Raw genomic sequence first — 21,734 nt, 5'->3', positions numbered from 1 at the left:
GTCTATGCTCTTTGCTGTAGATATCGGGAACACGAATATAGTAATTGCCGTCCATGACGGAAAAGACTGGGTCCATTCCTTTCGTATCTATAGCGACCAGCGGAAGACTACCGACGAATATTTCGTTGTGCTCGATAGCCTCATCTCCCATGCAGGGTTGCATACTGACGATATTGACCGGGCTGTAATCAGCTCGGTCGTACCGAACCTCACCCGTTCCATTCAGAAAAATGTCGTACGTCTGTTTGACGTTCAGCCCTTGATGGTCGATCGATTCGTCAATACCGGTTTGAAAAATGATTCCATTCCCCAGGAACTCGGCTCTGACTTAATCTGTAATTTGGCTCAAGCTCATTTCATGCATCCTGAAAGCGCTGTAGTCGTAATCGACTTCGGTACAGCTTTGACCTTCAGTACGGTAGACCAGGATGGTACTGTTTTGGGTGCATCCATTGCACCTGGGCTTGTAACAGCGGTAAATGCCTTGTTTGGCAATACTGCCCAGCTTCCCCAGGTTGAATTGAAAGTCCCTTCTTCCGTGATAGGCCGCAATAGCCAAGACTCTATCAGGAGCGGGATCATGTTCGGGTATGCAGGGATGGTTACCTCGATCATCGAGAAAACCGAGCAGGAACTTGAGAGAGAAGTGTATGTAATCGCTACCGGAGGCTTGAGCCGGACCATAGCCCCGCTCATCTCGCGTCTCAATCAGGTCTCCCCGATGCATACGCTCGATGGGCTGAAGCTAATCTCCGACCTCAACTAGAAGACGAGCACTCCGTTTCTCATCAGCTCGACCTCTTCGCCTTCCCTTGTCTTGGCAGTAATCTGCATCTGTTTCGAACCAACCATGAAATCAACATGCATCAAAGAGGTATTGCAACCATTTTTATGCAGATCCTCTTTCGTGGTAAGGGTTTCCCCGTTGGTCAAGCACGAAGGATAGGCATCTCCCAGTGCAATGTGGCAGGAAGCATTCTCATCAAGCAGGATAGAATCAAAAACCAATTTGCTTTTTGCGATGGGATTCGTTTCATCAACTAAGGCACATTCGCCGATGCGTCTGGTTCCTTCATCAATGGAGAAGAATGCATCCATCACGTCTTTTCCGACTTTGGCAGAATAATCCACAACCTTGCCATCCTTGAATTCCAGACGGATCTCCTCGGTTCTTGCATTGAGTACTGACACAGGGCGGGTGGTGGTGATATATCCGTCGGCTCTGAGCATATGGGGTGTTGTAAACAGTTCCTCGCTCGGGATATTGGGGAAAAAGACCCTGGAATCGGGAAGGTTTTCCGACCCGCCGATAAAGCGTGAGTGGGAATCGAAGCCAATGGTAAAATCTGTAACTGGGCTTTTAAAGTGCAGGCTGTCAATATGAAGGCTGTTGAGCTTTTGCTGCCGTTCTTTGATTTTCCGGTCATGTTCATCCCAGGCCGCTATAGGATCACCCTGGTCGAGTAGGAGAATCGGTTTGAGGACTTCCATCATATCATCCTCTGTAGCCTCGTCACCGAGCACCTGCTTAGCCCAGCGTGGCCCTGGGGCACAGCAGACACACCAAGGCAACTGGTGCCGCATGAGTTTGTCGAACCTGGTCGAGGAGAACTGGCGTTTAGCAGTTCCCAGTATCTGGTTTTTTTCCCTGTCCAAGGGCGCATGGTCCAGCCTGTCTTCAGTGCTGTCAATGCGAATATATCCCCAGTTTTCAGCACACATCTCATAGTCGAAGCTTTTCAAAAAAGCAGGGTTTTCTCTCAGCTGATCGGTATCCTGGTATTTAAGTCTCTCTGAGAGTATATCCAGGTCATCGAGAAAAATCTGAGTATGCAAGGCTCCGGCACGATAGGCAGCCTTAGCCAGGGCCCTGGCAAAATAATACGTGCCAGGACCGCTGAGAATTGCGACGCTTTTGTTTTTCTGCAGATTGATACCTCGTCTTACGACAAGGTCTGCATACGATTCAATGAGTTTTTGATCCATTACTGTCAACTCCTAGTCTATGAATACACCTTCTTCCATCAAGGTAGTCATGTCACCTTCACCGTTTAAGGCTGTTACCGAGAGACTGTTGCTGCCTACAGGGATTTCAAGCCGTACCAAAGAACGTGAGAGGTGAGAGTCATCGATAGCTTCGTCTGAGTCCTGGTCGGTCAAAGAAGCAAGCGTAAACCCTCCGAATGCGATGTTGCTGGTCATTGCCCTGTTGAAGTGTACATGCACCCCTTTTTCAAGGTAATGGCTTTCCAGGGTATCGTTGTCAGCGAGGGAAATCTCGGCTACCTGTCTTGCCCCTTCGTCTATGGCAAAGAAGGCTTCGAGGGCTTCTTTGCCCTTGGTTGCTGAAAAGGAGGTTACCTTTCCTCCCTCAATGGTAAAGGTGGCATCCTCTACCGTCTGGCCAAAGAGTAAAAACGACCGGGAACTCGCAATGGTTCCATTTGAAAGCGTGCAATCGAGGGAAGCAAAGACGTTTTGCATAGGTAGGGCAGGAATAAACTTCCTTCCCGAGGAAACTGTGTTCATTCCACCTGCCCAGAGGGTGTTAGGTGCTTTAGTTGTCTTGAGCGACCATCCCGATCCTGTCAGATTAAGTTCTACAGGACCCAATTTGTTCAGTTTCTGCTTGCGGAAATGCAATAGGTTAGCCTGGCTTTCCCAGAAGCTTGAAGCATTGTCGTCCTCAAGGCGGAATATCATGGCAAACAAATTCCACATTTCGAGGTTCGTTACCTCTGCATCGAGAAGCTGTGAGGCCCAGTTTGGTCCCGGGAGTGGGATATTTGCCCAGGGAACTGCAATGCGGCGGTCGAGGAACACCGGTTCGCTCAGCAAGCCGAAGGAACCGAGCAAGGCTACCTCATTGGCGAGTGCCTTCGGTTTTCCGTCATGCTGGAAGGGCGTTTCGTCAAGACTGAAAATATGGCACATGACGAACCCTTTTACCTCCGGCCTGAAGATTTCCGGTTCGATGGGGTCCATCTGGATGACCTGCACAACCTTCCCATGGTTGGTTTCCACAATATTCACGGTCTGCAAGGTGGCTTCGCATGCAATCTTTGCCAACAGTCTGGCAAAGTCCATGTAGCTACCTTCTGTATTGATGGAGAGCTGGTCGCCTCTCTCCAGTTTCAATTGAGTCTTTATTATCAGACGGGCGTACCGCCTCAGTATTTCTTCCATCGATCCTCCGAAAGCCTAGTATAGCAAATAATGTACTATGTGGCATCATGTTCACAGATACTTGGATAAAAAACAATATGGAAACAACCGGTACAGGAATGAAGAAAGGCTTTTCCTTTTCCAAAGGGAAGAGGAAAAAACCTTCTTGGGAGCACGATCCACTGGCTGGGAGCAAAAATCATTATTGTCTGAACATCGTGATTTCTTTTGAAAAGGAATGGAGGTTTTCCAGTCCCTGAATTGGTTTTTCCCCTAAAGGGATCAGTTCAAGGGAAGCCTGTGGAAATGAGTTTGCAATTATCTCAGTCTGCTGTGACGCTACTGAACCTTTATTGACAATTATCTTGCTGATACCGATGGAAAGTGATTTCAGTTGTTCCTGGATCATAAGGCTCTCGGAAAAACTCAGTTCATCTTCATTGAGTACCAGACAAATCTCTGTGATCTTTTTGTCTTGCAGCTGTTCCTTGAGCTTGGCATAGCGTTTTTTCATTCGCAGCAACCTGCCAAATATTGGGTCTTCACCAAGGGTGTTTAGGTTTTCTTTCCTGATATTTGCTATGCAATTCTTTTTCTGGACGATTTCTTCACGCATTTCTATCAAATGATCGACCCAATGGAGATTTACACTTGGCAAAGCGAGGGTTTTCAAAGTAAGCGCGGTCGGTGGTGTATCGATAAGGACCTCATCATAGTGTTTCTCGTCAAAACATTGCTCAAGAACCAACAGGGACGCATATTCTTCCATGCCTGGGGCAAATTTCAAGATGTTGAAATACTTATCAATATTGAGAGCCTGCTGATAGTGGTACAGGCCTTTCAGTTCTTTCTGGATAGATGCCATATACTCTCGGCTTTTCTTGTCCAGGTCGAACTCGCTGAGAGAAAGGTTGGGAGAAACTTTCGTCTGTTTTTCCCCGAGTTTTGTATTGAAAAGATCATGCAGGTTGTGGGCCGGGTCCATAGAGACCAGCAAGACTTTTTTGTCTGTATCGTTCGCAAAACGAAGGGCTTCCAACGAAGAACTGGTCGACTTGCCGACTCCGCCTTTTCCGATATAGATATGTATCTGTGCCATTAGGGTTCTCCCATGATACTTGCCAGTTCGCTGAGTCCGTTTCCTGTCTGGGAAGACCGCAGCAACATCCGATCCAAATCATCAGCCATGACTGGCAGAAGATCGAGTGCCAAAGGCATCGGGGGGGAGGGCAACCCTATGAAATTTCCGAACAGCATCAGGGTAAAGGAATTTTCCATCTCCCTGATCTCATATTCTATTTGTGCAGTTGCCTTGTACATTGCGGCGATGTGAATGCCTGAAAAGAATTCACCTATCGCCTTGTAAAGTCGCCTAAGCATTGTCATCAAGTACTCCAAAGCTTCGCAATTCTTTTTTATATGTATCCTTTGAAGGGAAAATGGAATAGATGCCATAGATTCCTACAAGGACCGTCAAATACAGATGATACGTGTAGATTGGCACATAATACGCAAAAAGCATGCATATCTCACCGATTCCGACAGAATAACCGACCAAATGCTTCATGCGTGAAAAATCGGAGACGTGCAATCCTCCGCTTTTCGCCCCCTTCTGGAAATACCCGGTCCGAAGGAGTATGGGAAACCCGATGGCAAAAAGTGTGGTTGCCAAAAGGGCGATAACTGAATTGACCCTGTTTGCTTCCCTGGCGAAGCTCGCATCAGGGAAAAACCTGTGGAGCAAAAAAACAAGGAGTAACCCGGCAATGGTCAAAGCAATCATGAGGTAGGCCTGTCTTCGAATTCTGAAAAATTCACTCATATCCATACTGAAATACCGCCTATTGTAGAAAACATTTGATAACAGGACAGCCAGAATTGGCTGCCCTGTACACTCTTTTTGAGTAAGAATTATGATACCTTTACTGGTTTTAGAACCACTTTTGCAGTCTTTTTGAACATTGCCATGAGGCTTTCAATAGTAACATAGGCAACAATTAGTAAAATGATGAGGTTTATGGTACCCAGTAGAACCTTGCCTGTGCCGAAATAGGTAATTTCGTTGCTGATAAGGGCCCAGGTTGTCATGAACACCATAAAGCATGCAGGAATAAAAGTTACAAGGTATTTCTTTCCACTAGTCTGTCTCAAGTAGACTGATGCAGTAAACAGGGCAAGGGCTGCCAGAGCCTGGTTGTTTGCTCCGAATAGCGGCCAGAGAGCCAAAGCCCCGGTGCCGTCAACACCTGTTGAGAATGCCAACAGACCTGCTGCGAGAAGAGCAAGGATCGTAGCACCATATTTATTCGTGAAGAAATTGTTTTTCTCGGAGGCACCAACACGGTTTGCCCCAAGCAATTCCTGGATGACATAGCGCTGGAGACGGGCTGTTGTATCGAGCGATGTCCCTGCAAAGGATGCAACAAAGACGCCCATGATGATTAGACCCAGGGATTTGGGAATCCCGATATAACTGATCATATTGGCAGACCCTTCGACAAAGGCCCCGACTTTAGCTCCCAATCCTGCAGCCGAACTCCATGAAGCATAGTGCTCAGTCCATTTTGCAATACCTGTAATAGCAGAGGTATCGCCGCGGGCCGCGAGCCCGATGCCGGCAGTTGTTGCTATGATAACCAAAACCGAAAGGGCACCTTCCATCAACATGGAACCGTATCCTACAAACTTGGCATCCTCTTCTTTGGCAACCTGCTTGGCTGTGGTTCCCGAGGCTACTACCGCATGGAAACCGGAAATGGCTCCACAGGCGATTGTAATGAACAGGAAGGGCCAAAGAGAAGGAGCTCCCTCAGGCATTGCCTGTACGCTAGGGGCTACAAAATGCAATCCGCTGAACGATGCTACGACGATGCCAAGAATAAGCACGGTCATTGCAACAAACAGTTCCCAGGCATTGATATAATCTCTGGGTTGCAACAAGGTTGTGACTGGAAGGGTGGAAGCGATAAAGGCATATATGAACAAAATGATAGTCCAGGTCCCTGTGGCTGGCATGCTTCCGATCACTGGCATGTCAAGGGGAATCCAGTGGCCGAGGATTACGGTTATGTACATAATGACAACTGCCAACGTGGTAACCTTTGTCACGTTTGCATTGCGTTTGTAAATTGCCCAGCCCAAGGTAATGGCAATAGGGATTTCCATCCAAACGGGGAATACGGCCTGTGGATACATATGGAAAATGACTGCAATGATCATTCCCAGGATAGCGAGGAAAAGCCACAGTTCGATGAATACGATGAGGAAGAATACATACCGGATTCTTTTGCTTACGTATTGGGCCGAAATCTCGGAAATTGACTTTCCTTGGTTTCTTAAGGACATGACCAATGAGGAGAAGTCATGCACAGCACCCATGACGATTGATCCGACAAATACCCAGATCAAGGCTGGAACCCATCCCCAGATTACTGCGATTGCTGGTCCTACGATAGGGCCGGTTCCGGCAATAGAAGTGAAATGGTGTCCAAAAATGATTCCTTTTTTTGTTGGTACGTAGTCGATACCATCTTCGAATTCTTCAGCAGGGGTTTTGTTCTTGTTGGAGATTTGAAAAATCTTTTTCCCGATAAACTCACCGTATAGTTTGTATGCGATGATATAGCCACCGAAGGCCAATACCATAATCAATACAACATCCATAGCGTCCTCCTTAGATTTTTTACTCGAACCATTTTTTATTAAACACCCTATGGTTTTGGTTGTCAAAGTTTAATTTGTACTAATAGTCGATAATGTATAGTAAATTACTTGCTTATTTGTGATTAAACTGTACTTGAACGCGTTGTTTGAGGATTTTTTCTTTGCTGTCAACAATGGGTACCATAAGAAAGATTTTCTGCAAATACTTGTTTCAAACGGTAATCCAAGAAAAATAATCACTGACCCAGGGCAAGCTGTACTTTGTTTTACCGAATTGGGAAAGACTGTTTGCAATCTGAATCCTAAAGAATCTTCCAGCTAGCCAAAAAGAGGATAGAGGATTGTATCTCCGATACAGTGAATAGCGTACAAATAGCAATCGAGCAAAGGAAAAAGTATCCTGTGCAGTGGCTTCGAAACAATGGTGTAACATTTTAAAAAAATGTTAAAAAAACTGCCATGTGGCATTATTTAGTACTGTTGAATACCCTATAGTAAATGCCAAGGTTGAGGATAAGGATATGACGATACAAACTGTAATTGAAAACAATGAATGGTTGCAGCAGTTGTTTGAGAACCTGCCTGATCGTTATCTGACTAGAATGGAATATTTAGAATTGCCTTCCCATAAGCTCATCATTAAGAAAGGTATCGATAATCCCTATATATTCATTCTCGTGACCGGGGAAATGCTGGTTATGAATGAATATGACAATGGCCGGAATTATTCCTATGCCGTTAAAAAGGCTCCGGGGTTCATGGGATTGCTGGAGCTCTTGGCTGAGGAGAAAAAATCTACATCGACGGTTATTACCCAGTGTGAGTCCGGGTTTATCAGAATTAAAAAGCAGGATTTTGCTACTTGGATACAGTCTGATTTCAAAGCCTATCAGACAGTGAGCAGGTACTTTGCCAAACAGATGTACTTCTCAATCAAGGACGTGGGATCTATCGGCGTTTTCAGTAAAAAGAAAAACATGGTCAAATATCTGGTTCTCCATTGCAAACAGTCAGTAATTAGCACCGGAAAGGCAAGGTTGCCACTGAACAGGGAAGAGCTTGCATTCCAGTTAGGAATGAGCCTGAGGACACTATATCGGGTAACAGCTTCCTTGGAGAAAGAGGGGTTGTGCAGTCTGGAAAAAGGAAAAATTACCGTTAATTTTCAGCAAATAGAACTGATGGAGGAATATTTAGAGAATGAAAGGGAATAAAAAACCGAATATCGTACTATTTCTGACTGATGACCATGCCGCTTGGGCGAATGGTTGTTATGGTAATCCCGATATTGTAACACCAAATCTGGATTATCTGGCAGGGCAGGGGATAGTCATGCAGAATGCGTTTACTCCGACTCCTGTTTGTTCCCCTGGGAGAGCATGCCTTTTTACTGGCAGAATATCTTCCCAGCATGGGGTTCATGATTTTATCGGTTCAGATCCCGATACCGTTGATAAAAACTGGATGCAACGTGAAAAGCTCATGCCTGAGTTATTGCAAGAAAATGGTTATGAGACTGCGTTGATAGGCAAATGGCATCTAGGCCAAGAATGTATCGGCAAGCAGGGCTTTGATTACTGTTATACCATTGGTCCGGATTTTCCCATTTCCCATAGGGGCGAAAGAATCCATTACAGAGGGAATGAGCCTGTTCAAAGAAGTGGCTATATGAGCCAGAATATTACCGATGATACTATCGAGTATCTTCGAAACAGGAAAGACGAAAACAAATCCTTTTTCCTTGTCTCGGGTCATTATGCGACCCATAGCCCTTTTGAAGGCCATCCTGAAAGACTGGTAGAATATTATAGGAGAAAAGGGGTCGATACCTTTTTGAAACACGCAAATTATCCTTTTGGAATACAAAGAAATGAATCTTTGTATCCATCCAGAACAGATAGAAAAGAGGCGCTTTGCCAATACTACGCAGGGATTTCGCAGATTGATGAATCTGTGGGAAGGGTACTGGATGAATTGGAAAGACAGGGGATATTGGAAAACACCATTATCATTTATACGGCCGACCATGGACTGAATTGCGGTCAACATGGCCTATTTGGCAAAGCCAATGCCACCTATCCCATCAATATGGTTGAGGAAGATATCCGCGTTCCCTTGATATTCTATGCTCCAAACTATTTGTTTTCCAAACAAGTCCGTACCGAGTTTGTAGACCATACGGACTTGTTCAATACGCTTCTCGATTTGGCGGGGATCGAGGAAATGAAAAGCGAAAAAGAGAAAAGGAATTCACCCGGTAAAAGCTATTCTTGCTTTTTAACCAACACGGAACCGTATGGAGGCCCTTGGAGAGATGTGCAGTTCTGTGAGTATGGTCCTGTGAAAATGGCTAAATGGAAAAATCTTAAGCTGGTATTGTATCCCCATAAAGATCAGAATCTACTTTTCGACTTGGATAGGGATCCTGATGAGACAGTTTCTTTCTATAACGATGAAAGGTATCAGGGGGTCATAGAAAATTTGAGGATTTTAATCGAACGACACTATGCTGCCTATGTGGTTGATGAATTCAATACACAAAACTATGAGAATCTACCACGCTACAACAATATAGTGGCGTGGAAAGCATAAGATGAGGAGTCAGAGGATGAAAAAGCCAGTAGCTATGTTGATCTTAATCGTAATGGCATCCGCGATGCTATTTGCCAATGGAAAAGTGGAAAAAGCCCCGCTTGAAGAGAGCAAGGTTTTAAAAATCTTTGTCCCGCAGAGTCCCGGAGTCCCCCAGGGAATGGAAGCGTTGGCAAAGGCCTACATGGAAAAAAATCCTGACACCCAGATATCAGTCAGAAGTGTTCCTTTCGGAAAATACAAAGAGCAGCTGACGGTAATGTGGTCCAGCGATGAGGTCGATGATATTATCATGTCAGCAGTAACCGATGCCCCAACCAATGCATATTTCGGTTCCTTGCTTCCCCTTGACGATATCCTTGACGTTTCGCAACAGGGTCTTTTTGTTCCGTCTGTCATCGAAACAGCAACCTATGAGGGGCATCTATATGCCTATCCGTTCCGGGAATCCTGTTCTGCAATGTATTATAACAAGGAGTATTTCGCGCTTGCGGGGATTGAGCCTGCAACGTTGGAGAATCCTTGGACCTGGTCTCAATGGAAGGAAAATATCCTTGCTGTCAGGGATGCAGTAGAGAAAAAGAACGGCCAGCGTCTTTGGGGCTTGACCTTCCTGTCCAATCCTGGGGCCGGGGATTTCTGGATTACCCCGATCATCCGCTCCAATGGAGTAAAAGGTTCAAACACGTACAAAGCAATTTCTCCGGATGGAATGACCTTGACAGGCTATGCAGATACTCCGGAGGCTATGGAAGCTTATGCCTTCTATCAGGATCTGTATCAAAAAGACAATATATGTTCCCTTGCAGAGGTTCCGGATGCTTTTGCTACTGGACAATCAATTACCATGATTTCGTTTTTGGCAACTGCAAGCCAGTTGAATTCCAAGTTTCCGGACCTTTCGTGGGGATTGATGCCTCTCCCCTATTTTAAGACACCTCTTACCCACACAGGTGGATTTGCAATTTCCGTTTCGGCAAAAACCAAAGTTCCTAACCTGGCAAAGGATTTTGTGAAGTTTGCTGGTAGCGAAGAGGGGCTGGTTACCTATTTCAAGACCTCTGGGGTTGATCTGGTAAGCCGTATTGGATTTGCTGAAAAACATCCTGAATTGTATGCCAAGGAAGCACAACAATTCTTTCTCAAGAACTTGGAAATGTATGGAGAAGCCAGGCCGATAACACCAGGATATACCCTGTACAATGCCATTATTGGATTTGATATGTTTGAAGATATCGTATCTGGGGCCGATATTGAGAAAACAGTGAAAGACAAGATCAAAATTTTTGAGAATCAGATGAAGAATCTGTAAATCTTGAAGGTCTTGCATGGTAGCCTTGACTGGATTGGAAAGAGAGGACTCTTATGGAAAAATATGAGCTGAAATCATTTAGGAAAGATAAAGATATCGTACTTGCCATTGTATTATTTCTTGTTCCTGGATTGGTATTGATGGTGTTGTTTCAATTGTTGCCAATTTTCACTGCTTTTGATTACAGCTTCTTTAAAATCAATCTTATGAACAATACCCGTACATTCGTGGGAATGAAAAATTTTAAAAGGGCGTTTGCTGATGTTGAATTCTTATCCTCACTTTGGATTACCTGCAAATATTTTCTCATGAGAGTCCCCATGCAAATGTTTTTTGGCTTCCTCCTGAGTCTTTTGATTGTTAATAAGACACGATATACATCCTTTCTAAGGACGGTTATTTTGGTTCCTGTCATTACCTCGATGGTAGTAGCTACTGCAATCCTTGGATTGATGTTCCATCCTTCCAATGGTCTGGTAAATGCTTTGCTTGCAATGGTTCGAATCCCTGCCCAAAGTTTCTTGACCGATGCGAATCAGGCTTTATGGACTATTGCTGCAATTACCATCTGGAAGAATGTCGGATTGACCATGTTGTTTTTCCTTGCTGGCCTGCTCAGTGTTCCAGCCTCTATCTATGAAGCGGCCAGCCTGGATGGGGTGACGGGTTTTCAAAAACATTGGTATGTAACGATTCCTATGATCAGAAGTACCATTGCTTTTATTTTCCTGACTACAACCATTCGTTCCTTCCAGGTATTCGGACCTGTACTGTTGACTACCAATGGGGGACCTGCAGGTTCGACCAATGTCGTTGTCATGCATATTTATGAAAATGCGTTCACGTATAACCAGATCGGGTATGCTTCTGCCCTTTCCATAATACTTGCCGCAATTTTGATTGCAATAAGTATTATCCAACAGAAAACAAAGAAAAAGGGCTAGGGGAGTACAGAGATGAAAACGAATAGAACTGTAAAGAATGCATTTCTGGGAATTGGGTTGTCCCTGTTATGTCTCCTATTCCTTTTGCCCTATCTATGGATGATTGGCTCTGCGTTTAAGGCACGCAGTGAAATGTTTGCCTATATCTTTCCTGTATCTTGGAAAACCTTCATACCCCTTGATCCCACTCTGGAAAATTTCAGGACGCTGGTTGAAATGGACTTTTTACGGAATGTATATAATTCCTTGCTCCTTTCAGCTGTCACCGTACTGGGGTCGCTTTTTGTCTGCTCTTCCATGTCTTACATTTTCGCCCGTTTTACTTTTAAGGGGGCGAAAGCTTTATATGCCATCGTTATCTTTACTATGATGGTTCCCTTTGAGGCACGGATGATTCCTACCTTTCTGGTTGTCCAGAATCTTGGTTTGGGCGATACGTTTACTGCCTTGTGGTTACCCTGGCTGGTAGATGCCTTCCAGATTATGTTGTTTACGAATCATTTTTCCCAGATACCCTCTGATTTGCATAATGCTGCAGTCATAGACGGATGCCCCCATTACAAGATTTTTTATTTGGTTATGCTTCCGAATATCGTACCAGCCTTGATAAGCGGTGGTTTGATTAAATTCTTCTTTGCCTGGGATAGCTATGTATGGCCGCTCATAATTTTGCGAAGACCCGATTGGCAGGTTCTTGGTGTGGCAATCGCAAATTTGTTTACTGACCAGAGTATTGCATGGGAATTGGTATTTGCCTCTTCTCTTGTCTCTACGGTACCAGTATTGATCTTGTTCCTATTACTGCAGAAATACTACATAGCCGGGATGACAAGCGGAAGTGTGAAAGAATAATGAAAAAACCGAATATCCTGTTTTTGATGGTTGACCAGATGAGATTTGATGCTTTGGGGTTTGCCACTCCCCATCTAAACAGTCTCTGCGAGGATGGCTGTCAATTCACTGAATGTATGACAACCTCTCCGATCTGTGCTCCGGCAAGGGCCTCTTTGCTTGTCGGCAAATATCCCCATCAGCTGGGTATTGTCAACAATGCACCGCACCAGATAGAATCAAATTCCCCGAATTGGGTGAATACACTGAGAAAAAATGGGTATGAGACAAGTGTATTTGGGAAAACCCATTATTATGCCTATGATGGTTCAATTCCCGATATGCGAAAAGCAGAGGCCTATATCCAATCGCTGGGATTCAATGTAGTCGATGAGGTTCCCGGTCCTAGGGTTGCAGGAAGATTGCTTTCGCACGTTACGCAGCTGTGGAGAGACCAAGGCTTGATTGATGTCTATAACGAGGATATGCGACGGCGCTATGGGGAAAACCAAACTGATGTAAATCCTACTGTATTGCCACAATCACTCTACCTCGATTCCTATGTAGGGGAGCAAGGGTATTCCTATTTATCAGATTATTCGGGGGATGCACCGTTTTTTTCCATGATAAGTTTTCCGGGGCCGCATGATCCTTGGGATGCTCCCTTGGAGTATGTAAAAAAGTTTGAGCATGTTGCCGTTGAACAGGCTTTGCCTGATTTTATCAATGCCAATACGGCTAGGCCTTTGGGGGATTACGATAAACCTTTGCCTTATAAAAGAGTATCAAAAGAGGATGCAGCCTCAATACGTAGGGCTTACCTTGCAAAGGTAAATCTTATAGATAAACAAATCGGCCGGATCCTTTGCCTGCTGAAAGCCAAAAGTCTGTATGAAAACACCATCATTGTGTTTGTTTCCGACCATGGGGAAATGCTTGGCGACAGGGGTCGACTCTATAAACAAAACTTTTTGGATAGTTCCTTGAAGATTCCCTTCATCCTTAAGCAAGCAGGGCCCCCAAAAAGGGATGTTTCAAATAATTTGGTTGAACTCTTGGATTTGGGGCCAACCCTTCTGGATTTAGTGGGTATACAGGTACCCGATGGACAGGAAGGGAAATCTGTATGTTCCGAACGCCGTGGATTTGTCTTCAGTGAATACAATGGGGAGACTGCGGTAATTACCGATGAGTGGAAAATGGTGGTAAATCGGGAACGAAAACCGTATATGTTGTTCGATAGGCGCAATGATATTGCCGAAATGTACAATCTTGCAGGTATGGATCTGCAAATAGAACAGGACCTGCTGTCTTTGATCGTTGCTTTTCTGAAGAAAAAATGAATGGGGGAACAGACAGAATGAAGAAAAAACCCAATATAGTGATGATTGTTTCCGACCATCAGTTGTTTAGGCATCATGATGAAATCAAACGCCCTTGTTTCGAGGCTTTTACAGAGACTGCTACGAGTTTTGAGCATGCTTGTTGTACGACCCCGCTCTGTGGGCCTGTGCGTAGGACGATGCTCACTGGTCTATACCCGCATAACCATAGGAATTTATACAACCAGGAACCAGCTCCATTTGAACGGGATACGTATCTCGAAGTATTGGATGCTGCAGGGTATGACAATTACGTATTCGGTAAATGGCATGCAGGTCCAGGTACTGCATTGGACCACCGATCCAAGGGGTTTTCCCCCGCTGAATATGGAAATCCCTATATTACTGGAATCTATAAGGAATATCTGGAAAAAAACCACCTTCCGGCACCTCTTCATGTGATTGATACTGTATTTGCGAATGAAAACACCGCCCAGACTTTCCCCTCTTTGGTAGAGGGTAATAATGCATATACCTGTGACCAATATTGGTGTGGTGAACCTTGTTTTGGGAAGACCGTTACCCCAAAAGAGACCCATGAGGCATTCTTTCTGTCATCTCTTGCTTGTGAAAAATTGAAGGATTTACAACATAGCGAAAAACCATTCCACATGAGAATCGACTTTTGGGGACCTCATCAGCCTTATTTCCCTACCCAGGAATATCTGGATCTATACAAGGATGTCAAGATTCCCAGATATCCGAATTTTGATGATAATCTCGCCGATAAACCGAAAACGTATCGCCATATGAATAAACCCATTGCTGATGATACCGGTAACCTTGTTATTCCCAGCGTTTTTCCCTGGGAAGAATGGTCTAGGTATCTGAAGATTGCCTATGCCCATTCGACAATGGTCGATGATGCTGCCGGACAGATAGTCAATCAAATCAAGAAATTCGGACTGGAAGAAGATACTATAATCCTTTGGACCAGTGACCATGGGGATGCGCTTGCCAGTCATGGGGGAATGTTTGACAAAGGCAGTTTTATGACAGAGGAGACAATCAGGATTCCGCTGGCAATCAGGGTTCCCGGATATGATGCAAAGAAATCCGATGCACTGGTGCATTCCATTGACTTTGCCCCTACTGTTTTGGATTTTGCAGGTACTCATTTTACAGATAAAATCGATGGAGTCAGTCTTGTCCCAATTATTGTTGGCGATAAACAGGCCGTAAGGGATTCTCTATTGCTTGAGTCCTTCGGTCAAGGGTACCGGGACCGAACCAAGGTGCGCACCCTTATCAAGGGGAAGTATAAGTATAATTTCACGGAGAATGACAGGGAAGAACTGTATGATTTATCAAGCGATCCCTATGAACTGCGGAACTTAGCCCAAGATTCTGACTATCGAATGATTCTGGATAGTTTTTATACTGATTGTATTTCCCTGATGGAAGACTATGGTGAATCCGATCATGCATTTATGCAAAGAATACAATGAAAAAACCGGCAATTTGTGAACAATTCACGGAAGCAAAAAACCTCAGTTTCTCTTGATCTCCCCCTGTTTGCAATCCGGCAGGGCCTTGGAAAATGGGTTGGGTGAGATAGTCAGTGCTATTGGAAAGAATCACTGGAGACCTTAGGGTCTCTGTTTTTTGATATGCCCAATGATCATGATGAAAGTGCGTCGGCATGTTTAGCTTTGCGCTTTCAAACTGGATATACTATCTGGGAAGGCGTTTGTACATGATATGCCTGACAATAGTCATCACTGCTGCCGCATAGAGTCGTTGCTCTCGGTTGCATATACCTTCTAAGGGCTTTCAAGTCAATGTCGTCGTACCGTTTTACTTGGGGGAATTTATCGTTGATTGGTAAAACGTTTGGATTATAGCAGGAAAGTTCCCGTTAGTGAGGGCTTGGTTCCCACCCAGTCTGATAGGCACTGCACAAAGCGCAACCTGTAGGATGTTGCAAAAGAAAAGGATTATCATCCTGTCAATGGTCTACAGGGAATATGAAAGCAATTACATCTTTGGAAAATAAACAATACATAGTAACCCTATGCCCAGAGAGAAAGCCAAATTTGACTGGTCCTGCTATGCGATGGGCTGGTGTAGGTATGCCTGTTTGTCTCGATACCCCTTTCATCTCATGTGCATTTGGGTTCTGCCTGGAAAGGATAAGATATGCATGGATGCAACGCCAGCATGTCATTTTATAAAAAGTTTTTTCCAGGTACTCTCTTTTTTTTACGTTGATGTATATTTTCTATCCAAGGTTCACTATCTTTCAAGACTGATTTGGCGATATACAATACAGTACAGGTTGCCAGGCAAAGAACACGATTGGGGAACAAAGCAGTATGCAAGAGGAAAGACACATTTACTATGATGATGATTTGAAGATCGAAGCTTACAGCTTACAGGGCGTCGTGCAGGAATTTCCCAATCATTTTCATAATTTCTATGTAATAGGGTATATCGAAAACGGACAGAGGCATATGCGATGCAAAGCGTGCGATTATGATCTTGACCCCGGGTGCCTTATCCTGTTCAATCCTCAGGATAACCACCAATGTGCACCGATCAACCAGAATCCATTGGATTACCGTGCCATCAATATTGATATCCAGACTATGGAACAGTATGCCTATGAAATCACAGGTAAAAAAGTACAGCCTTATTTCTCGCAACATGTTGTATTCGATAGCGATTGTGCCCAGTCTTTGGCTAGGTTGTATACTCTCATCGTCCATAAGGCTCCGGTTCTCGAAAAAGAAGAAGCCTTTTGTTTTCTTCTGCAACAACTGCTCTTGCAGTTCTGCGATGGGACAACGCTAACCGAGAGGGATGCATTGGGTAATTTCCAGGAAATCCGAGAGTATTTGGATGCGCATTATCCTGAAAATATCAGTCTTGAACAGCTTGCACGCATTAGTGGTTGTTCAAAGTCGTATCTGGTCAGAAGTTTTACCCATACGCTTGGCATCTCTCCCTATCGGTATCTGCAGACGGTGAGGCTCGAAAAAGCAAAAGATATGTTGCAAAGGGGAAAGCTTGCCGTTGAAGTTGCCATAGATTGCGGGTTTGCCGACCAGAGTCATTTTTCCAATGCGTTCAAAAGGTTTATCGGGCTCACCCCGAACCAATACCGTCAGATATTTCTCAAGAATGCGAAAAACTAAAACAGGGAAAGAAAATGTATAGATACATGAACTGGAAGATATTGTTTGCTTCAATTCCCGATAATGGAACCAGCGATGAACAATGAAAAAAACTCATTACGAATTAAATTGTCGGTGTGCATGCTTCTTTGGGGAAGCATAGGGTTGATCACAAGGTATATAGGACTGTCGGCTTTTGAGCTTGCCTTCTTCAGGGCTTTTTTTGCCCTGCCTGTACTGTTTCTGAGTTATCGGATACGGGGATCGAAAGGAAAGACTACCTACAAAGTAATCTTGCCCTATGCTGCAAGCGGCATGCTTATTGCAATTGCCTGGGTGGCCTTGTTTCTCGGGTATCGTTATACGACTATTTCAACTGCAGTTTTAGTGTACAATATGTGCCCTGTATATGTGATGATCCTCTCTCCTTTGTTATTGAAGGAGAAGCTTGACCAGTTTCAGGTACTGACTATTATCGGTTGTTTCTTTGGGTTATCCCTTCTTATCGGTACAAACAGCGTTGTCGATAAGGATGCTATAAAGGGCATTTCCTTCGCGTTCCTCTCTGGCTTGCTCTATGCTGTTGTAGTTCTGTTGAACAGAAAAATCAGCCTTTCCTCGGAATTGAATACGGTAGATCCTGTCTATGCCACGTTTATTCAGCTTTGTGCTGCGACCTTGGTCCTCTTGCCATACCAGATTACCCATAATTCTTTTTACACGGTGATACATCTTGGCCTAAATCAACTGTTCCTCCTTGCTGTTCTGGGAGTCGTCCATACGGGGTTTGCCTACTATTTCTACTTTACGACGTACCGCAAGCTGGAAGCCTTGGAAATCGTTTCTTTCAGTTTTCTGGAACCCCTTTTTGGTATTCTGCTCAGTGTGTTGTTCCTTGGAGAGCATATGGGAATCGGGCAACTGGCCGGTGGGGTTTTGATACTTACCCTTACGTATCTGAATGAATACAGAAAAAGCCGGTTGGCTATAAGAGCTACTGTTGGGGAAATAGAAGCCTGCTGTTAGTACGATAATCATCGGTACTGGTTTTTCAGCTATTGGGCATTTTCAAGGATTTGGACAATACCCTTACCGTAGGAAGAAAGAACAGCAATCCCATGACACCGGTGACGATGACATCCATGGCAATAAAGGTGGTATCGCACAACAAGGGTTTGAGACAGAGATACACCAGCAGGGCGACAAACAGCAGGGAACCATGCAAATAGGTAATCAGCACCATTGGATATCCCATTTTACGTCCCAGTAGCAATAGCGCACCTGAGACAATCCAGACAAGGCTTATTATAGTATCTGCGATGTGGACGCCCAATCCCTGCATTCCCTTGGTTGCATCCTTCGATACCATGCTGAAGATGATTATAAGCGCACGAATTTCAAACAATAGGCCCATAATGACTGGAATCAATCCGTAGAGTCTTGGATGTCGGACTGGAAATTCTGTTGGCACCAGACTGCGTGTTGCCGGTGAACGCACAAGCAGTACCAATTCTGTGCTACCTACTAGGATTATGACCATATATATCGTCAGATAGAGGGTATTTCTAAGATCTGTTGCATAGGCAATGCTATTGTACACTATAAAAAGCAGACTTGCGTACCAACCGATGAGTCCTATGCTACGGTCTCGCAAAAAATTGACCGTGGAAACAACCAAGAGGGGAATGCATACCAACAGATTTGCATAATCGTTAGGGAGAAAGGCGTTATATAATTCGGGAGTGGGGTACCTGGCATGCGGAAAGGAAATTCCAAGAGCCGAGGCTGCAACAAATAAAAATCCTATACATAGCATCAGGATAATGAGCAACGGCTTTTTTTCATTCCTTGGAATTCTGTCTCCCATGGCAATCTCCTTGGGGAAGGAAACGTTCCAGTACAACGATATACTATAGTGTAAAATTGTGATATGTCAATTGAACGCTAGGGACATTGCGTAGGGTACAAGGTGCAAGAGGTTACCTATCCATCCACTTACAAGGTCAACAGTAGCTATAATCGTATTATCTTTTCCTATTTCCCTAGTAATTTTTGACTTTTTTTAGAATTATAGTGTTGCGATACATAAAAAAGTCGTGATGTTTAGGAGTGTATTACTCTAAGAGCTATAAGGCAAAAAAACAGAGTATACCTGAGCATCCTTAGATGATGGTTTTTTTAAGAAAAGGGCCTTGCTCAAGTGAAATGAAGGCTCTTTGCCAATATCAGTTCCTTACAGCTTGACGTAATCGGAGATCAGGGTAAGGATTGCCCAAAAGAGGATAGGGATGGAAAAGCAATATATTGTTCTGAAGCTCAATAGTATGGGTTACCGTACAAGAGAACTGGAAACGGGAAACATAGTATCGTTGAAGAGCGATATCGACTTCAAGGCATTTGAACTTGAAACCATCACCGTTGAGGTTGAGAAAGAGTGGATATTCAAAAAGAATTCCTATGTTTCAGGGAAGTTGCTAAAACACGAGTTGCTTCTTGCAAACCTCGATGTACCTCCCCTTGAATATGAGAATATTGAAAGAAATAGATATGTATTAAAAGATTATACGGGTTATGAATTCTATTCTCCTGGCAGAGATCCAATATTTGAGGCTATGGAGATGGACCCCCAAAAAGGGTATGATGCCCTCGCTCGGTTATGGGAGCACTATCCACAGTGTATAGATGCGTTGGTTCAGATGGGAATGATGAATTTTGATTCACCTGAAAGGTTTAAGGGTGCTTTCAACTGTTTCAGTGGAGCTGTATACATTGCAGAGCAGAATTTCCCTTTAGATGAAACAGCACAGTTTCCTTGGTTCTTTCGCAACAACAGACCCTATCTGCGAGCACTGCTTGCACTATCCTGCTGGTATTGGAAAAATGGGGATTTTGATGATGCAGCAATCCTGGCAAGAAAGATTCTGAGGCTCAATCTTAAGGATGAACAAGGGGCAAGGCATATTTTGGAGGCTGTCAGGAACAAAGAGGTGTTTAGGCCTGACTTCTAGACGGCAAAAATGACAATTAATCCTCGAGCTGTAAAACTGTGCTACGAGCGTCTATTCTTCAGAGGCTGGCTTTGGTACGGGTTTTATCAAGTTGACAAAGGTCATGGCTGGGCTGTTTCCTTTCCTGATGTAAAGGGTATAGAGCTTGATTACCGTTTTCTGTGAGACGCTTGCGTGTGTTTTGGCAAGCCAAAATCCTTGGTTTGGATTTTTCAGTCTACGGTACACACGCTTGCGCTTGCACACTTATCACGCTGCGAATATCCCAAAAATGTTAAGCGTAAGGATTTCTCGATAGTGGATCCTGACGGCCTCCTCAAATGAATTTGCAATTATGCTGTGAATGCATTTATTCTAAGGTAGGTGATTTCCTAACTGGAACTGTGATTCCATTCAAGCGGAAATGTGATTTCCGAAGACCGGACTGGTGCTGTAAATACGCCCGGAATATTCAAGATTGAAAAATAAAACAGTTTAGTCAGCTTGGTTATATGGTTATATAGAATAATAATTTGTAAAAAACAGCTATTGGTGATATTCTTATATGCAAAAGGTTGAAAATGGCTGAAAGACAAATTGAATCAAAGAGGTTTTAAAAAAGCAGTAACAAAATTAAAAATACATAAAATAAATATATGGATTTTCGTCTATATATTATAGAAAAGCATCAGGATATATTTGAATGTTAGTACAACCTCTTAAAGACGTGCCAGAAATAATTCTATCGAACGATACTATATTTCATTATACAACCGCTAAGGCAGCAGTTGAATTCATATTGTTTAATGAAGAGTTAAAGATGTCATTGATAAAAAATTCAAAAGATCCTTTTGAAGCGAAAAGCGCAAATAATCCAGACTATTATTCACCTTTATCTTTGGCTTATGCCTATTCAGAAAATCAGAGAATCAATATTGAAAGGGCTGAAAAATATATTAATCGAATAGCCAGCCAATCAAAGCATGTATGTTTCTGTGAAAATAATTACATTAATGGAGAAATAAAGAGTCTCAACGATTGTGGCTTTATCAAACAGAGAATGTGGGATCAATATGGTGAACATTTCTCAGGCGTATGCCTAGCATTTTCTTTGCAAGAACTAAAGAAAATGAGTAATAAAGTTTATTGGAAAGAAAGACAATATTTGACATATGAAGAACAAATAGAAATAAGTTCAATCGGATTGAATAAAGAAAAATTGGCTAACGAAGAGCAACTGAATAAAAAAGAACTTAAAGGAAAAGTATTGGAATATTTAAATAGGAAAAATATTGATTACGGTGGAGAAAAAGAAATAAGAGCGATTACATTCACAAATAGTATGAAATATTTAAAAATCGGGAATTGCTTAAAAAGTATAATAATATGTGCTGATGCTATGAAAAATCAATTTATTATAAATCAGATTATAGATTATGCTAAAAAGAAGGAAATAGAATATTTTAATCTACATTGGAGAGACCAGTATGTACTATGGGCTGGTGAAAAAGAAAGACAAATATTTTCAGAAATATCGAATACAGTAAAACGGGATTTTTTTTAAATGGAAAAAAATAATATTTATAAGCAATTGTTGGAAATAGCGCCAAAATTTGAATGCAAGTATGAAGATCATAAATCTTCAATATATATATATTTAATGGACTCAAATTTTATTTCGCAAATGAAAAAGGTGGAATTGGTGATTATGAGAAACAGTATGGTAAAAATAATCCAAATGA

General features: G+C 43.3%; 19 protein-coding genes. 12 read left to right on the top strand and 7 right to left on the bottom strand.

The window, feature by feature from the left end:
• Nucleotides 1-4: 4 nt before the first annotated feature.
• Nucleotides 5-766 (top strand): type III pantothenate kinase, encoded by a 762-nt coding sequence (locus tag SPIGRAPES_RS02600; RefSeq protein ID WP_014269228.1) that lies wholly within the window; start codon nt 5-7, stop codon nt 764-766.
• Here the strand turns inward: SPIGRAPES_RS02600 and SPIGRAPES_RS02595 are convergent.
• From SPIGRAPES_RS02595 to SPIGRAPES_RS02570, 6 genes are all read right to left on the bottom strand, one after another.
• Entirely contained in the window at nt 763-1,986 is a 1,224-nt protein-coding gene (locus SPIGRAPES_RS02595; RefSeq protein WP_014269227.1) for an aminopeptidase, read from the bottom strand. The two genes, SPIGRAPES_RS02600 and SPIGRAPES_RS02595, sit on opposite strands and share 4 nt — an antisense overlap.
• A 12-nt stretch (nt 1,987-1,998) precedes the next feature.
• Nucleotides 1,999-3,186 carry an aminopeptidase gene (locus tag SPIGRAPES_RS02590; RefSeq protein WP_014269226.1) on the bottom strand — a complete coding sequence of 396 codons (1,188 nt, stop codon included), beginning with the start codon at nt 3,184-3,186 and terminating at the stop codon, nt 1,999-2,001.
• 181 nt (nt 3,187-3,367) lie between these two features.
• Nucleotides 3,368-4,264 carry an ArsA family ATPase gene (locus SPIGRAPES_RS02585; protein ID WP_014269225.1) on the bottom strand — a complete coding sequence of 299 codons (897 nt, stop codon included), beginning with the start codon at nt 4,262-4,264 and terminating at the stop codon, nt 3,368-3,370.
• Complete coding sequence (locus tag SPIGRAPES_RS02580; RefSeq protein ID WP_014269224.1) at nt 4,264-4,551, bottom strand: DUF7990 family protein; 288 nt, start codon at nt 4,549-4,551, stop codon at nt 4,264-4,266. Before SPIGRAPES_RS02580 ends, SPIGRAPES_RS02585 begins: the two co-directional genes overlap by 1 nt.
• A complete protein-coding gene (locus SPIGRAPES_RS02575; RefSeq protein WP_014269223.1) occupies nt 4,538-4,993 on the bottom strand; it encodes a hypothetical protein in 456 nt (151 codons plus the stop codon). The genes SPIGRAPES_RS02580 and SPIGRAPES_RS02575 overlap by 14 nt, the downstream gene beginning before the upstream one ends.
• An 83-nt stretch (nt 4,994-5,076) precedes the next feature.
• On the bottom strand, nt 5,077-6,828 hold the full coding sequence (locus tag SPIGRAPES_RS02570; protein ID WP_014269222.1) for a carbon starvation CstA family protein: 1,752 nt from the start codon (nt 6,826-6,828) through the stop codon (nt 5,077-5,079).
• Between the two features lie 521 nt (nt 6,829-7,349).
• Here SPIGRAPES_RS02570 and SPIGRAPES_RS02565 point away from each other — a divergent pair.
• The 9 genes from SPIGRAPES_RS02565 to SPIGRAPES_RS02525 all read left to right on the top strand — a co-directional run bounded on the left by SPIGRAPES_RS02565 (nt 7,350) and on the right by SPIGRAPES_RS02525 (nt 18,031).
• Nucleotides 7,350-8,042: a Crp/Fnr family transcriptional regulator gene (locus SPIGRAPES_RS02565; protein WP_014269221.1), complete on the top strand. Its 693-nt coding sequence runs from the start codon at nt 7,350-7,352 to the stop codon at nt 8,040-8,042.
• Nucleotides 8,029-9,420: a sulfatase family protein gene (locus SPIGRAPES_RS02560; protein WP_014269220.1), complete on the top strand. Its 1,392-nt coding sequence runs from the start codon at nt 8,029-8,031 to the stop codon at nt 9,418-9,420. The genes SPIGRAPES_RS02565 and SPIGRAPES_RS02560 overlap by 14 nt, the downstream gene beginning before the upstream one ends.
• Nucleotides 9,421-9,436: 16 nt before the next feature.
• A complete protein-coding gene (locus SPIGRAPES_RS02555; RefSeq protein ID WP_014269219.1) occupies nt 9,437-10,732 on the top strand; it encodes an ABC transporter substrate-binding protein in 1,296 nt (431 codons plus the stop codon).
• A gap of 53 nt (nt 10,733-10,785) precedes the next feature.
• Complete coding sequence (locus SPIGRAPES_RS02550) at nt 10,786-11,676, top strand: carbohydrate ABC transporter permease (protein WP_014269218.1); 891 nt, start codon at nt 10,786-10,788, stop codon at nt 11,674-11,676.
• A gap of 12 nt (nt 11,677-11,688) precedes the next feature.
• Nucleotides 11,689-12,528 carry a carbohydrate ABC transporter permease gene (locus SPIGRAPES_RS02545; RefSeq protein WP_014269217.1) on the top strand — a complete coding sequence of 280 codons (840 nt, stop codon included), beginning with the start codon at nt 11,689-11,691 and terminating at the stop codon, nt 12,526-12,528.
• On the top strand, nt 12,528-13,850 hold the full coding sequence (locus tag SPIGRAPES_RS02540; RefSeq protein WP_014269216.1) for a sulfatase family protein: 1,323 nt from the start codon (nt 12,528-12,530) through the stop codon (nt 13,848-13,850). Before SPIGRAPES_RS02545 ends, SPIGRAPES_RS02540 begins: the two co-directional genes overlap by 1 nt.
• Nucleotides 13,851-13,867: 17 nt before the next feature.
• Nucleotides 13,868-15,337, top strand: coding sequence for a sulfatase-like hydrolase/transferase (locus SPIGRAPES_RS02535; protein WP_014269215.1), 1,470 nt, complete (start codon nt 13,868-13,870; stop codon nt 15,335-15,337).
• A gap of 867 nt (nt 15,338-16,204) precedes the next feature.
• A complete protein-coding gene (locus SPIGRAPES_RS02530) occupies nt 16,205-17,026 on the top strand; it encodes a helix-turn-helix domain-containing protein (RefSeq protein WP_014269214.1) in 822 nt (273 codons plus the stop codon).
• Nucleotides 17,027-17,089: 63 nt separating this feature from the next.
• Complete coding sequence (locus SPIGRAPES_RS02525) at nt 17,090-18,031, top strand: DMT family transporter (protein WP_081468741.1); 942 nt, start codon at nt 17,090-17,092, stop codon at nt 18,029-18,031.
• A 25-nt stretch (nt 18,032-18,056) separates the two neighbouring features.
• Here the strand turns inward: SPIGRAPES_RS02525 and SPIGRAPES_RS02520 are convergent, their stop codons facing one another.
• Nucleotides 18,057-18,872 (bottom strand): hypothetical protein, encoded by an 816-nt coding sequence (locus SPIGRAPES_RS02520; protein WP_014269212.1) that lies wholly within the window; start codon nt 18,870-18,872, stop codon nt 18,057-18,059.
• A gap of 421 nt (nt 18,873-19,293) precedes the next feature.
• On the opposite strand from SPIGRAPES_RS02520, the gene SPIGRAPES_RS02515 reads away from it, so the two are divergent.
• Entirely contained in the window at nt 19,294-20,013 is a 720-nt protein-coding gene (locus SPIGRAPES_RS02515) for a hypothetical protein (protein WP_014269211.1), read from the top strand.
• 682 nt (nt 20,014-20,695) lie between these two features.
• Nucleotides 20,696-21,556 (top strand): DUF2971 domain-containing protein, encoded by an 861-nt coding sequence (locus SPIGRAPES_RS02510; protein ID WP_014269210.1) that lies wholly within the window; start codon nt 20,696-20,698, stop codon nt 21,554-21,556.
• Nucleotides 21,557-21,734 lie beyond the last annotated feature (178 nt).

The sequence above is a fragment of the Sphaerochaeta pleomorpha str. Grapes genome (assembly GCF_000236685.1).
GTDB lineage: Bacteria > Spirochaetota > Spirochaetia > Sphaerochaetales > Sphaerochaetaceae > Sphaerochaeta > Sphaerochaeta pleomorpha.
Note: the sequence above shows the minus strand (reverse complement) of the source record. Positions and strands in the feature narration are given on the sequence as shown.